Here is a 12,562-nt window from a genome sequence, read left to right on the forward strand (position 1 = left end):
TAAAACTGTTTAATCCTTATGATTTGTATTCGAAAAATCCAACACCACCGGTTTGGGAAGAACTCAAACCTTATTACACTGCGTTGGTTGCAAAGTATCTTCCAAAGACATTGAAATTTTAAATAGAATCCGGTTAACGGGTTTAATTGAAGGGAACCGGTTATCGCCAATAGCGTAACCGGTTTTTCTTTTTAAATTCACCACCGCGCTTCCTTTTTGCATGGCTCTTAAATTTTCAAATGTGAACAAGTTCCTCTTTTTTGTATTGTTGGTCTTCACATCTTATACGGGCGTTATTGCGCAGACGGATTCGGTGTTTTTGTTTGCCTATTTTAGACAAAATGGGGAAGATGGATTGCACCTGGCCGCCAGTGATGATGGTTTCACATATAAAGCGTTGCGTTCAGACAGCTCGTTTCTGCGGCCAACGGTAAGCAAGGATAAACTTATGCGGGATCCCTGCATCATCCGCGGCGCTGATGGAAACTTTCATATGGTATGGACAGTCAGCTGGAACGATAAAGGAATCGGTTATGCAAATTCCATTGACCTCGTTACCTGGAGCAGCCAGCAATTCATACCTGTTATGAGCCATGAATCGGGTTCGCGGAATTGCTGGGCACCGGAAATCATTTATGACAACGGAACCTATATGATATACTGGGCCTCGACCATTCCCGGTAAATTCCCTGCCACTGATACCACCGGCGATGAAAAATACAATCACCGGATATATTATGTTACAACGAAAGACTTCAGGACTTTCACCAGGGCTGCTATTTTATATGATCAGGGTTTCAATGTGATAGATGCAACAATAACCAAACGCGGGAATACTTTTTTTATGTTTCTGAAAGATGAGACCCGGTACCCACCGAAGAAAACCTTACATGTAGCCACCAGTACAGGATTAACTTCAGGCTATACAAAACCCTCACCGCCAATTACAGGAAACTACTGGGCTGAAGGACCTACGGTGATCAATAAAGGTGCTAAATGGCTGATGTATTTTGATAAGTACACAGAGCACCGGTATGGGATGCTTGAATCGACTGATCTTGTAAACTGGACAGACATCTCTGATAAACTGACTATTCCACAGGGCCTGAGACATGGCACGGTACTGAAAATTTCACGGCAGGAATTACTAAAGTTACAAACGCCAGATAAGTGATATGTACTTATCGGATTACTGATATATTCCTGCCCGGCCACGATAACTTCTTCACCTTGTTTGATAAAAGAATAAAAGACGAATTCTGGGTCACCTTCGGGAAGTATATGGCCTTACATCATTCTGTGACGGGTGAAAAAGTGAATTGGATAAATTATAAAACGGGTGTTAAACAGGTCAGGTTTCGCCTCGAGGCAGATGAAAAGAGTGCCGGCATTTACATTGAATTTTCAAACGCTGATTTAGACCTGCAGATAAAGTTATTTAACCAGTTAGTGAATGTGGATATGCCATTACTAACCCAGTATACAGACGCTGGCTGGCAGTCGGAACTGCATAGACAAATGGCCGACGGACGAATCGTTTCAAGAGTTCTCCAGGAACACTATGGAGTTAATGTGTATTTTAAATCTGACTGGCCTGCTATAATTTCATTTCTGAAAAGTAAGTTGACCGGCATAGACAGGTTCTGGGCAGAACAGAAAGATATTTATGCGCTGATTGAAGGATCGGGAGGTAAGTCTTTCTAACACGAGCCCGGCCAGCTTTGTGTCTGCTGCGCTCAATAATAAAAACTGGCATGATTCTTTATTAGTATAAAGAGAATTTATCTGCTACTATCTAACAAACTTTCACAGATAAGTAGTTCGTAGCCCCGCCATTACATAACTCCCGAACTGTAGAGCAACTCTTAATCATTATTGTTTACCTAAAAACTTGAATATTATGAAAAAGCTATTATTAGCGGCAGGAATCGGTATGTGCATATTCGCCATGGCAACTACAGACACTAATGCAGGGAGCTATGAATACCGTGAACTGATCCAGGATACTTTGCCAAAGAAAAAAGATACAACTAAACCTAAGAAAGATGACTCTCTTAGAGTGCAGTTAGTATCTCCGGTCAAATAAAGGTTTGAAAGGTCAATCAACGAGCCGGTCACTAGTGGCCGGTTCGCTTGTGTCCGGGTGATAGCTGTTAACACGTGCCAGGATGGCTCTTAAACCCGTGGCAGCGTTTAAAGCCGGTGAATGCTTTATAGCATGAGCTTAATTTTCCTCCTCTTTTTTTTCTTCAACAATTCCGTGGATACGCCTGTACATAAATGACAAGGTTTGCATGTTCCATCCTTCGAAGCGACCACGCTGCACAACCAGATCATTGTCATAGGTAGGATTAAGAAAATAATGGAAAGCAAAGTGAGCCTTGGGTTGCTGCCATCCAATCATTTGTCCGAATCTTAAAACATTAAACACGAGTGTATCATTCCATCTTTCAACAGTGTAGTAATTGTCGGCAAACTTTTTAAGCCGGGCAACTTCTTCCTTATTTTCTACTGAGTCCAGTTCTTGCTCGTTTTTACTAAAGTAGTTGAACGAAACAGGTCTACCGGCCCCATCAAACACCGAGAGATGACCAATATAATATCCGGTGTCGACGCTGGCCACGCTATACCACAGCAGGTTATTGAAAGGAGTAGGAGTTGTGAAATAATCGGATGGCGTCACTCCGAGGCCGGACAATGAATTGCTGAGATGTTTTCCCACAATGATCTTGTTGTGGATACTCAGTCCCAGGTAAAAAAATGAAAACATCAGGGCAGTTCCGGCAATTCTTTTTTGTCGCAAAGGGTTTGCACGATAGTTAAAGAGAACCAGGGCCGCTAACAATGGCCATAGAGAAAAAAGCGGATCAGCCACATAAAGCAGGTTCATGGAAAATCGGGCAGATGAGAAAGGTTCGAGGAGACCGGTACCATACGCATTGCAGGTATCCAGTAAATCATGGAGTACAACCTGGATAAAAAAGAACAGGTAAAAATAACTGTAACTGATCGTTTGTCTCTTGTACAAACGCCAACATATATACGCCAGTAAACCAGAGGCCAGTATTGCAAATAATAGTGAGTGCGTAATTCCCCTGTGAGCAATCAGCTCTTCCGGTAAAGAGAGGAACAAACCTCCCACAGCATCAATATCCGGTAAACTTGCGGCGGCCAGGCCCCATACGAGCCCTTTTCTTCCGATTTTCTTTCCAAGCATCACCTCACCCATACAGGCACCTATAGCGATATGTGTGATAGAATCCATGCGGATATGTATTAAATTAAGTCTCCGGTCATAAATATCCCGAAAAGTTCGCAAGATTCGGGTTTAAGAGGTGATGAATGATAAATACATTTGTTGAGGAACGATGTTATTATGAAGACACAAGAGATCAACTATCAACGGATCGCAACAGCAATCGCCTACATCAGAAATAATTTCAGGGAACAGCCGGACCTTGATAAGGTTGCAGCTGAGATACATCTCAGTCCATTCCATTTTCAAAAGATGTTTTCAGAATGGGCAGGTGTTAGTCCCAAAAAATTTTTGCAGTACCTGACGGTTGAACACGCAAAAAACATATTGAGGCAAAATAAAGCCACTAATGCAGATGTTGCCTTTGAAACAGGTTTATCCGGTACAGGTCGGCTACATGATCTGTTCATTAGTATTGAAGGCATGACACCCGGTGAATACAGAAATGGTGGGCAGGACCTGCTCATCAACTACAGTTTTGCTGCTAGTCCATTCGGGCGGGTTTTAACAGGCTCCACCAGCAAAGGCATCTGTTTTATGGCTTTTGCAGATGAAGATGCTACTGCACTGGAATCGCTTAAACTTAAATTTCCCAAGGCGGCTTACAGGCAGTCTACTGACCGTAACCAGCAAAATGCATTATCTGTATTCACCAGGGATGGGCAAAGTTTGACTAAGATTAAGCTTCATCTGAAAGGATCTCCGTTTCAATTGAAGGTTTGGGAGACTTTGCTCCGGATACCTTCGGGAAATCTGGAAACATATGGCGGGATTGCCAGCAAGGTCCAGAACCCTGCAGCTTCCAGGGCAGTCGGAACTGCGATCGGAGAAAATCCGGTCGCATACCTGATCCCTTGTCACCGTGTTATCCAGGCTGCGGGAAGGATGGGCGGATATCACTGGGGGCAAACCCGTAAAGCAGCAATGATTGGTTGGGAGGCGGCACAACTCGAACCAGTTGGGTCCTGAGAGTGTTGGTATGTGTACAGCATAATCTGACTAAAAGTAATGGAAGCGAAAAGCCTCATCACCCATCATGGAAAAGCCTTGTTATACGAAGATTTCTTCCCTGAACCAGCGGCAACAGAACTGTTCAGCCAACTCAGGGAACAAGTACCCTGGCGCCAGGAACCGATCAAAATGTTTGGAAAGGAAATCATGCAACCCCGCATGACCTGTTGGTTCAGTGATCCCGGAATCAGTTATAGTTACTCGGGAATTACCATGAACGCGCACCCGTGGATACCACCCTTGCTTGAGATCAAAGCCCGCATTGAACAGTTGGCGGGTGTGCGGTTCAACGGAGCGCTCCTGAATTTTTACCGCGACGGGAATGACAGCATGGGCTGGCACCGCGATAATGAAAAAGAATTGGGGAAAAATCCGGTCATAGCCTCGGTGAGCTTCGGAAGCGAAAGGCTTTTCCAGTTTCGTGATCATCTCACCAAAAAAGAGTCGGTATCGGTAAACCTATCTCATGGAAGTCTCCTGATAATGAGCGGGGAAAGTCAGCAATATTGGGAGCACCGGATCCCTAAACAGCCCGGGATTTCGGCTCCACGGGTTAATATCACGTTCCGGATCATCGGGCTTGCCCTTAACCCTGCCGGAATTCGCTAATCAAAACACGGCATGATCTTCGTTCATAATTTTCTAAGGTCTTGTTAAAAGTGCTGCCGGGGATTGCCGGGCCAAACTTTTACACGTCTTTGATCGTACTTTAATCTCAAATTCTATCTCCGAATATGCAAATGTCAAAAAGCTCTTTTCTCGCCCTGTGTGCGGCTGGAATTGTCGTGATGGCTTCCTGTAAAAAGGAAACTTCTTCAAATGCTGGTACCCCTCCCGTTGACTCTTCACGGACAGTCTCGGCAAATGACAAAATGAAGGACACCGTAATTGGTTATACGCGTGACATTTATCTCTGGTATGAACAAATTCCGGCGAATTTTAATGCACGGAGTTATACGGATCCTACCAAAATCATGACAGCGATACGTCAATATAGTGTTGAGCCAGGGTTTACCAAGCCAGTGGACAGGTGGAGTTTCGCTATGAAAAAAACGGAATGGGATAATGTAAGTTCAGGTATAGCAGGCGATTTTGGGATTGATGTCATTTTCCGGGGCGACGGCGATCTGCGGGTTAAATCTGTGGAAAAAGAGTCTCCCGCCGGAAAAGCAGGAGTCAGGAGGGGGTGGAGAATCACCAAACTGAACGGAAGTTCCAATATGACAAGTGCTAACTCAAACGCTATAGTTGACGCGGTTTTTTATAGTCAGAGCACTGTGTTTGAATTCCAGAAACCGGATGGCACCAGTATGACTTCTACTCTGGCAGCTACTACCTATCAGCAAAACCCAATCTTTCTCGACACAGTTTACACGGCCGGGGCTAATAAGGTCGGTTACCTGGTCTTTAATTCTTTTCTTGGAGATACTTCTCAGATATATAATAGCTTCCAGCGTATTTTTAGCCGTTTTTCCGGTGAAAATGTCAGGGATGTAATAGTTGACCTTCGTTATAATGGAGGTGGATATGTTTCCATGCAGGAAAAACTGGCCAATTACCTGGTAAGGCCATCCGCTACCGGCCAGTTGATGATGAAGGAGGAATTTAATAAGAACTATGCGAAATGGAATGAAAGTATAAACTTTTCAAAACTTGGGTCTTTAAGTCCGGCCCGCGTGTTCTTCATTGTAAGTAATAGTACTGCATCTGCAAGTGAATTGCTGATTAATAATCTTAAGCCTTATGTGGATGTGAAGGTTGTGGGACCAACGCCAACTTATGGCAAACCTGTTGGTTATTTCCCGATTGGTGTCGGAGACTGGTATATATTCCCGGTATCATTCAGAAGCACTAATAAAGATGGCCAGGGCAACTATTTTGACGGAATTCCTTTAGACAGTAAGTCTGCCGACGGAGTTGACAAGGATTGGGGTAACGTCCAGGAGAATTCCCTGGCAAACGTGCTCTCATATATCTCTTCCGGTAATTTCATACCGCTTTCAACTACCAGGAGCGTTGGAACCAGTGAAGACCTTTCGAATAAAAATAAATTATTTAATGAGCGTACGTTTAAGGGTGCTGTGATAAGTCCCCGGACTATAAAACCTTAATAAAATTCATTAACATTACAATGGCCGGCACAGATCTACTGTAACCGGCCATTGTTATGTGCTTTATAAGTTATATATGATTAAGCAAATAAATTTCCTGATTGCAATCTGTTCCCTTTTGTTAGCGAATGTCACCCCGGTGTTGTGCCAGGATGACCTGCCGGATTTCCGCAATAAGAAAGACAACTTCAGCAAGGTCAGAGAAAAAGATATCAGGAATGACCTGGCAAGTTTTGCCATCGCCGGGATCGAAGAGCGAATTGGTAAAAAGCCTTTGAAAGATATACCGGCACGTAATTACAGTGGAAGTAATTTATTATTCCAGGAAGGGAATATAAAAGTCAACATTACCGCGGGAATTTTCGACCCATCGAAACACCGTCTCGATTCAGTCGAGAAATACCTCGTTAAGATCGACAAAAAACCATATTTCGGTAACTATGGCAGTGTTCCCCGTTATACTATTTCTTCGGTTACGCTTTACATTGATAAAGACACTATCCCTGTTCCGCAAACCGCTTTATTTGATTTATATAGCCCGACTTTCGCGTATCGCGACGGAGGCGGTATCCCCAAAACTTTTAATGCTGTATACCTTTCGGAAGATAAGCGTACTATATATGTATATATGCTTAATAAGGAGGACCGGGGCAGCTATGAAGTGACCTGGATATTCAGGGATAAGAAATACCTGCGCCGCGTTGTCGACTCAAATATTCTTAAATAAAAAAAATATTCCCGCATCTGAACAATTAGTACAACAGTACACCGTTAATATATCGGTTTTTCATAGGATATTGGATTTTAAAACGGGGCTGGATTTTTATCCTGGCCCTTCTTTTTTTTTAGCCCATCCTTGCCGCCATCAGCGCGCTTAAATCTCTCCAGTGTTTTAACTTCAAGCAACAATAACTTCTCCGGTATAATTCCGTCAACTTCTATCTGGCCCAATAGCCGGGCGTAGAACTGTTGACAGGCAAAGCCCATCTCCGTTTATCATAACTTTCTTAAATTCACCCAACACTTTTTTAAAACTAATTACTCATCACTCACAATTCCTTCATCCTTGGATACAAATTTTTTTCAGATAGAACAGGACACCGCCTGGCAGCCCGCAGACACCAAAATCGAAAGACAGGTATATGGGTACAGCGATGAAGTTATGATGGTTAAGGTACGATTTGAAAAGGGTGGTATAGGCACCATGCATCAGCATCCGCATACGCAGGTGACTTATGTGGAATCCGGAGCATTTGAAATGACCATCGGGAATGAGAAAAGAATAATCCGCAAAGGAGATGGCTATTTTGTTCCACCTAATATTTTGCACGGATGTGTTTGTCTCGAAGCAGGTATGCTGATCGATTGTTTCACTCCTAAACGCGCCGATTTTCTTTAACTCCTGGCATTGCTTACATACTGAAGATCTCCTTGCGGTGGAGCTGACGTGTAGTATGGCAATGGTGTCCGGCTAATTAAATGTATTTTCAATTTTTTGTTGCTATGAACCCGATCAGATTGCTGCTTCAAACGATGCTTGTTTTGCTTACTATCACAGCGGATTGTCAGACGACGGCTACCGATCGTTATTTGAAGTTATGGTATGAGGCTCCGGCAACGGCTTGGGAAGAAGCACTGCCACTTGGAAACGGAAAAACCGGGGCAATGATTTTTGGCGGCATAAAAGAAGAGCGATATCAACTGAATGACAATACACTTTGGTCAGGCTATCCGGAGCCTGGCAATAATCCTGGTGCGGCCGCGCTGCTTCCCCAGGTGAGAGAACGAATATTCAAATCTGATTTTGACTCCGCCGCGACAATCTGGAAAAAAATGCAGGGGCCTTATTCTGCCAGGTATCTTCCGCTGGCTGACCTGAGAATCAGTTTTGCAAGCACCGGGAAAATCACCGATTATAAGAGAGAGCTTGATCTCAATGATGCAATTTCGTTTGTCCGATACCGTGAGAACGGCAGTTTATATACCCGGGAAAGTTTTATAAGTCATCCTGACCGCCTGATGATATCCCGGTTTACTTCCGGGAGAGCCGGCGGGCTCACCTTCAGTCTCCGGATCAACAGTAAGTTGAGATACAAAGTGGTCAAAAGCCAGGAAGGATATTTGATACTATCCGGCAAGGCACCAAAATATGTGGCTAACCGCGACTTTGAAAAACCCCAGATTATTTATGAAGATCATCCAGGCGGTGAGGGTATGAACTTCCAGGTTCATGTGAAGGTCACGACTGAAGGGGGAACTATATCAACAGATGATTCAACTATAACAGTGAGCGGCAGCCGGACAGCAACCATTTATGTTTCAGGTGCGACCAGCTTCAACGGGTTTGATAAATCACCTGGTAAAAATGGTAAGGACCCTGGAATTGAAGCATCGCAAAATCTTGCAAGCGTACTATCAAAAAAATATTCGGATGTAAAGCAGCGTCATGTAAACGACTATCGGGCTTTGTTCGGAAGGGTGAGACTTAAGCTTGCTGCGGACACTCAATTGTTAAAGTTGCCTACGGATCAAAGGCTCAGGCAATTCAGCTCCAAGCCGGTTGATCAGCAGCTCGCGGTATTATATTACCAGTTTGGCCGGTACCTGATGATTGCTTCTTCCAGGCCAGGCTCAAGACCTGCGAACCTGCAGGGGATATGGAATGATCACATTCAACCTCCATGGGGAAGTAACTATACGACCAATATCAACACTGAAATGAATTACTGGCCGGCAGAAAATACAAACCTCAGCGAATGCCACGAGCCGCTTTTTAATTTTTTGAAGGAACTGAATGCCAATGGTAAGGTTACAGCGCAGGTTAACTATGGTATAAATGAGGGATGGACGGCACATCATAATTCTGACCTCTGGGCCAAGACATCACCGCCGGGCGGATTTGAATGGGATCCACGTTCCACGCCCCGTTGGAGCTGCTGGCCGATGGCAGGTGCCTGGCTAAGTACGCATCTTTGGGAGCATTATCAATTCACAAGGGATCCTGTTTTTCTCAGGCAATATCAACCGGTGATGAAAGGCGCTGCTGCATTTTTGCTCAACTGGCTGGTAGAGGATCCACAAACCGGATACCTGGTAACCAATCCATCCACATCGCCTGAAAACACGGTCAAAATAAATGGAAAAGAATATGATCTGAGTATGGCGAGTACCATGGACATGTCTATCACCAGGGAACTTTTCAACGCGATGATAGAGACTGACTCTATCCTGGGTATCAACGACGGGTTCCGGGCAAAGCTTATAAAAGCAAGATCGAAATTATATCCTTATCATATTGGGAAAAGGGGACAAATCCAGGAATGGTTCAAAGACTGGGATGTTGAGACTGATAAACACCGCCACATTTCCCATTTATTTGGGCTATTCCCGGGTAACCAGATCAACCCGATCCTGACTCCGGAACTCAGTCAGGCCGCAAGACAGACCCTGACCGAGAGAGGCGATGAAAGTACGGGTTGGTCTATGGCCTGGAAAATTAATTGGTGGGCAAGGTTGTATGATGGGGATCATGCTTATAAGATATTGAAGGACGCGTTCAGATTTATTGAACCAGACAAAACAAAGGCAACCATGAGTGGGGGTGGAACCTATCCCAATCTCTTCGATGCACATCCGCCTTTCCAGATCGACGGCAATTTTGGCGCAACGGCCGGGATCACCGAAATGCTGGTGCAAAGCCATCGTGGCAGTATAGATTTATTACCGGCGCTTCCTTCTGCCTGGTCGGACGGGTCCATCAGCGGCGTAAAGGCCCGGGGTAATTTTATTGTAAACATTGAATGGAAAGATGGTCAATTGAAGCAGGCGGAGATAGTATCAATGCAGGATGACAGCTGTATTGTCAGTTATAAAAAACCAATTAAGGCAGTGGGAACCGGTTTCAACATTGTAACAACAGGAATTGATAAACAGGCTAAACCCGAATTTGTAATTGTTGCTGGTGTTGCTGCCAGTACCGTGGTGCCGGCACGTTACAATATCAAGTTTAAGGCTGAAAAAGGAAAACGTTATATAATTCTCGTTGATTAACTAACCAGGAACAGCAATGATGAACAACAACAAGCTTCTTCTTCCGCGATTATCCATTACTGTTATATTCCTCCTGGCTTCATTTTTTTGCTGGTCACAGGTAGGTAAATCCGGTAACGATATCCATACCAGGGTTCCCGGGGTACTGAAACACCATATACTCAAGGAGGCAGAATGGGCGCTTGCGCAGGAACCTGAAACCGTTACTGCTGCTTTTTCCCCAAGAAGTGCGGGAGGAAAACATGATTTTTTTTCAGAGGGAGATTACTGGTGGCCCGATGAAGCGAATCCGGATAGTCCATATGTTCAACGCGACGGACTTACAAACCCCGATAATTTTGTGGCGCATCGGAAGGCGATGATCAGGTTTAGCAGGATAGTTGGTGCCCTTGCTTCCGCGTATATACTCACCGGTAACAACAAGTATGCAGCCAGGGCCATGGTTCACTGCCGTGCATGGTTTGTTGATACTGCTACACTCATGAACCCTAACCTGCTTTTTGCACAGGCAATAAAAGGCCGGGCAACCGGTCGGGGAATAGGTATTATAGATACTATTCATTTTATGGAGGTGGTCCAGGGAATGATGGTCTTTCAAAAATCCGGTGCAGCCAGCAAAGGCGACCTTGAAAAATGTAAGCAATGGTTCGAATCATACCTCAACTGGCTTACTACCCATCCGTATGGAAAAGCCGAAATGAATGCAGCAAACAATCATGGAACATGTTGGGTAATGCAGGTTGCATCATTTTCAAAGTTCACGGGTAATCATAAGCTGCAGGAGTTTTGCAGGGAAAGGTATAAGTCGGTGTTGTTGCCGGGCCAGATGAGTGCTGACGGCAGTTTTCCGCTTGAACTCAGAAGAACGAAACCTTACGGATATTCTATTTTCAATCTTGATGCCATGGTGATGATCTGCCAAATCCTTTCTATCCCCGTAGATGATCTTTGGGTATATGAAACTCCGTCGGGCCAATCTGTGAAAAAAGGAATTACTTATCTTTTTCCTTATATAAAAGAAAAACATAAATGGCCGTTGAAGCCCGATGTTATGTACTGGGAAGAGTGGCCGGTTGCTCAGCCTTTTCTTATTTTCGGGGCCGCAAAGTTTGGTAAGGAAGATTGGTTCGAGGTTTGGAAAAAGCTTGATCACTCGCCAGTGAATGATGAAGTGATCCGGAATCTGCCTGTGCGCAATCCACTGATATGGTTTGCAATCTGACTTAGCCCGGTCGAAGGTTAATGGTATTTCCGTTCAGTCATAAATGCGATAATTCCGGTAATTCGATATGTCCGCTTAAATTTTTTAGTTCCCCCCAGGCGCAAAGTAAGATCCGGTATCATTATTTGGGCACCTGCAACAGTAACCAGCCGGCAAGATCCTGCGCTGCTTTGTCATTATCAAATCCCGGGGTTAATCTTCCATTGCAATACTCATTGTAAAACCATGGATCTCCCACTGCGAATACAGTACCCTTACCCAGTTTGGCTGTGGCCATGATCACTTCACCTTTGTCTGTGAAAGCTGACTTGGCTTTGCGGCTTAGTTTGAGCGTGCAGATGTCTTTGATATACATTTTTTTTGCTGTCTTGAAGATCGGGTGACCTTCAGGCACGGTGAGCGCTGCCATCTCAAATTCATCGCCTTTTACTTTATTCCGCAGGTCATTATTAAAATGAATACCGAATTTTCTAGCCAGTTGATTAAAATGCTTTAGTTCCGTGTTTGCGCTGTCGTTGGCCAGAAGCACCAGAACTCCACCATCTTTTACCCAATTAGTAATTGCTTTGATATGATCTGATTCGATATAGTTGGGCTGACCGGTTTCTTTTTCCGTGTCAGGATCAACAATGATATAAATGCCGGTGGATTTGAGATTTTTTGCTGTTGGGGCCGCGTCCATACTTTTGGTTTCCGCTCCAAGCTGCCGGAATATATGTCCCCAGATTGAATATCCCGTTTGGGCAGTATCTTCCCAGGTATAATGAAAGCGTTCTGCCTGGCCGCTTTTAGCCTTGCGGAATTCCCTGTTAAAAAAATAATCCAATGAAACAACTTGCGATACGGAGGTTAAGCCTGAAAAAAGCAGAAAAAGCAGAGCAGGGATTTTCATTATAACGTTTTTGATTCAAT

Annotated in this window: 14 protein-coding genes; 11 read left to right on the plus strand and 3 right to left on the minus strand. The window is 44.3% G+C overall.

The annotated features are described in order from the left end of the window. Positions 1–5: 5 nt before the first annotated feature. The 4 genes from ACX0G7_RS25790 to ACX0G7_RS25805 all read left to right on the plus strand — a co-directional run bounded on the left by ACX0G7_RS25790 (position 6) and on the right by ACX0G7_RS25805 (position 2,086). Positions 6–122 carry an inositol oxygenase family protein gene (locus ACX0G7_RS25790; protein ID WP_458926449.1) on the plus strand — a complete coding sequence of 39 codons (117 nt, stop codon included), beginning with the start codon at positions 6–8 and terminating at the stop codon, positions 120–122. Between the two features lie 119 nt (positions 123–241). Then, entirely contained in the window at positions 242–1,174 is a 933-nt protein-coding gene (locus tag ACX0G7_RS25795) for a glycoside hydrolase family 43 protein (protein WP_458926426.1), read from the plus strand. After that, positions 1,171–1,704: a DUF4268 domain-containing protein gene (locus ACX0G7_RS25800; protein ID WP_458926427.1), complete on the plus strand. Its 534-nt coding sequence runs from the start codon at positions 1,171–1,173 to the stop codon at positions 1,702–1,704. The genes ACX0G7_RS25795 and ACX0G7_RS25800 overlap by 4 nt, the downstream gene beginning before the upstream one ends. Positions 1,705–1,900: 196 nt before the next feature. Continuing rightward, positions 1,901–2,086 carry a hypothetical protein gene (locus ACX0G7_RS25805; protein WP_458926428.1) on the plus strand — a complete coding sequence of 62 codons (186 nt, stop codon included), beginning with the start codon at positions 1,901–1,903 and terminating at the stop codon, positions 2,084–2,086. A 138-nt stretch (positions 2,087–2,224) separates the two neighbouring features. Here ACX0G7_RS25805 and ACX0G7_RS25810 read toward each other — a convergent pair whose 3' ends face one another. Then, the gene (locus ACX0G7_RS25810) at positions 2,225–3,265 is read right to left on the minus strand and encodes a metal-dependent hydrolase (protein ID WP_458926429.1); all 1,041 of its coding nucleotides are present in this window, start codon (positions 3,263–3,265) and stop codon (positions 2,225–2,227) included. A 111-nt stretch (positions 3,266–3,376) separates the two neighbouring features. On the opposite strand from ACX0G7_RS25810, the gene ACX0G7_RS25815 reads away from it, so the two are divergent. The 4 genes from ACX0G7_RS25815 to ACX0G7_RS25830 all read left to right on the plus strand — a co-directional run bounded on the left by ACX0G7_RS25815 (position 3,377) and on the right by ACX0G7_RS25830 (position 7,105). Next, positions 3,377–4,225, plus strand: coding sequence for a bifunctional helix-turn-helix domain-containing protein/methylated-DNA--[protein]-cysteine S-methyltransferase (locus tag ACX0G7_RS25815; RefSeq protein WP_458926430.1), 849 nt, complete (start codon positions 3,377–3,379; stop codon positions 4,223–4,225). A gap of 39 nt (positions 4,226–4,264) precedes the next feature. After that, on the plus strand, positions 4,265–4,876 hold the full coding sequence (locus ACX0G7_RS25820) for an alpha-ketoglutarate-dependent dioxygenase AlkB family protein (RefSeq protein ID WP_458926431.1): 612 nt from the start codon (positions 4,265–4,267) through the stop codon (positions 4,874–4,876). Between the two features lie 125 nt (positions 4,877–5,001). Continuing rightward, the gene (locus ACX0G7_RS25825) at positions 5,002–6,378 is read left to right on the plus strand and encodes a S41 family peptidase (RefSeq protein ID WP_458926432.1); all 1,377 of its coding nucleotides are present in this window, start codon (positions 5,002–5,004) and stop codon (positions 6,376–6,378) included. A 76-nt stretch (positions 6,379–6,454) separates the two neighbouring features. Further along, positions 6,455–7,105: a hypothetical protein gene (locus ACX0G7_RS25830; protein WP_458926433.1), complete on the plus strand. Its 651-nt coding sequence runs from the start codon at positions 6,455–6,457 to the stop codon at positions 7,103–7,105. Between the two features lie 77 nt (positions 7,106–7,182). Here the strand turns inward: ACX0G7_RS25830 and ACX0G7_RS25835 are convergent, their stop codons facing one another. Further along, positions 7,183–7,365: a hypothetical protein gene (locus tag ACX0G7_RS25835; RefSeq protein ID WP_458926434.1), complete on the minus strand. Its 183-nt coding sequence runs from the start codon at positions 7,363–7,365 to the stop codon at positions 7,183–7,185. Between the two features lie 79 nt (positions 7,366–7,444). On the opposite strand from ACX0G7_RS25835, the gene ACX0G7_RS25840 reads away from it, so the two are divergent. The 3 genes from ACX0G7_RS25840 to ACX0G7_RS25850 all read left to right on the plus strand — a co-directional run bounded on the left by ACX0G7_RS25840 (position 7,445) and on the right by ACX0G7_RS25850 (position 11,650). Then, positions 7,445–7,777 (plus strand): cupin domain-containing protein, encoded by a 333-nt coding sequence (locus ACX0G7_RS25840; protein ID WP_458926435.1) that lies wholly within the window; start codon positions 7,445–7,447, stop codon positions 7,775–7,777. A gap of 104 nt (positions 7,778–7,881) precedes the next feature. Beyond that, positions 7,882–10,428, plus strand: coding sequence for a glycoside hydrolase family 95 protein (locus ACX0G7_RS25845; protein ID WP_458926436.1), 2,547 nt, complete (start codon positions 7,882–7,884; stop codon positions 10,426–10,428). A 16-nt stretch (positions 10,429–10,444) separates the two neighbouring features. Next, positions 10,445–11,650, plus strand: coding sequence for an alginate lyase family protein (locus ACX0G7_RS25850; RefSeq protein ID WP_458926437.1), 1,206 nt, complete (start codon positions 10,445–10,447; stop codon positions 11,648–11,650). Between the two features lie 121 nt (positions 11,651–11,771). Here the strand turns inward: ACX0G7_RS25850 and ACX0G7_RS25855 are convergent, their stop codons facing one another. Then, the gene (locus ACX0G7_RS25855) at positions 11,772–12,542 is read right to left on the minus strand and encodes a DUF4350 domain-containing protein (protein WP_458926438.1); all 771 of its coding nucleotides are present in this window, start codon (positions 12,540–12,542) and stop codon (positions 11,772–11,774) included. Between the last annotated feature and the right edge of the window lie 20 nt (positions 12,543–12,562).

It is taken from the genome of Flavitalea antarctica, from assembly GCF_054461535.1.

Excerpts from the sequence above, each read along its gene's own strand:
- ACX0G7_RS25805 (WP_458926428.1), top strand. The coding sequence starts at position 1,901 with ATGAAAAAGCTATTATTAGCGGCAGGAATCGGTATGTGCATATTCGCC.
- ACX0G7_RS25810 (WP_458926429.1), bottom strand. The coding sequence starts at position 3,265 with ATGGATTCTATCACACATATCGCTATAGGTGCCTGTATGGGTGAGGTG.
- ACX0G7_RS25815 (WP_458926430.1), top strand. The coding sequence starts at position 3,377 with ATGAAGACACAAGAGATCAACTATCAACGGATCGCAACAGCAATCGCC.
- ACX0G7_RS25820 (WP_458926431.1), top strand. The coding sequence starts at position 4,265 with ATGGAAGCGAAAAGCCTCATCACCCATCATGGAAAAGCCTTGTTATAC.
- ACX0G7_RS25825 (WP_458926432.1), top strand. The coding sequence starts at position 5,002 with ATGCAAATGTCAAAAAGCTCTTTTCTCGCCCTGTGTGCGGCTGGAATT.
- ACX0G7_RS25830 (WP_458926433.1), top strand. The coding sequence starts at position 6,455 with ATGATTAAGCAAATAAATTTCCTGATTGCAATCTGTTCCCTTTTGTTA.
- ACX0G7_RS25835 (WP_458926434.1), bottom strand. The coding sequence starts at position 7,365 with ATGGGCTTTGCCTGTCAACAGTTCTACGCCCGGCTATTGGGCCAGATA.
- ACX0G7_RS25845 (WP_458926436.1), top strand. The coding sequence starts at position 7,882 with ATGAACCCGATCAGATTGCTGCTTCAAACGATGCTTGTTTTGCTTACT.
- ACX0G7_RS25850 (WP_458926437.1), top strand. The coding sequence starts at position 10,445 with ATGATGAACAACAACAAGCTTCTTCTTCCGCGATTATCCATTACTGTT.
- ACX0G7_RS25855 (WP_458926438.1), bottom strand. The coding sequence starts at position 12,542 with ATGAAAATCCCTGCTCTGCTTTTTCTGCTTTTTTCAGGCTTAACCTCC.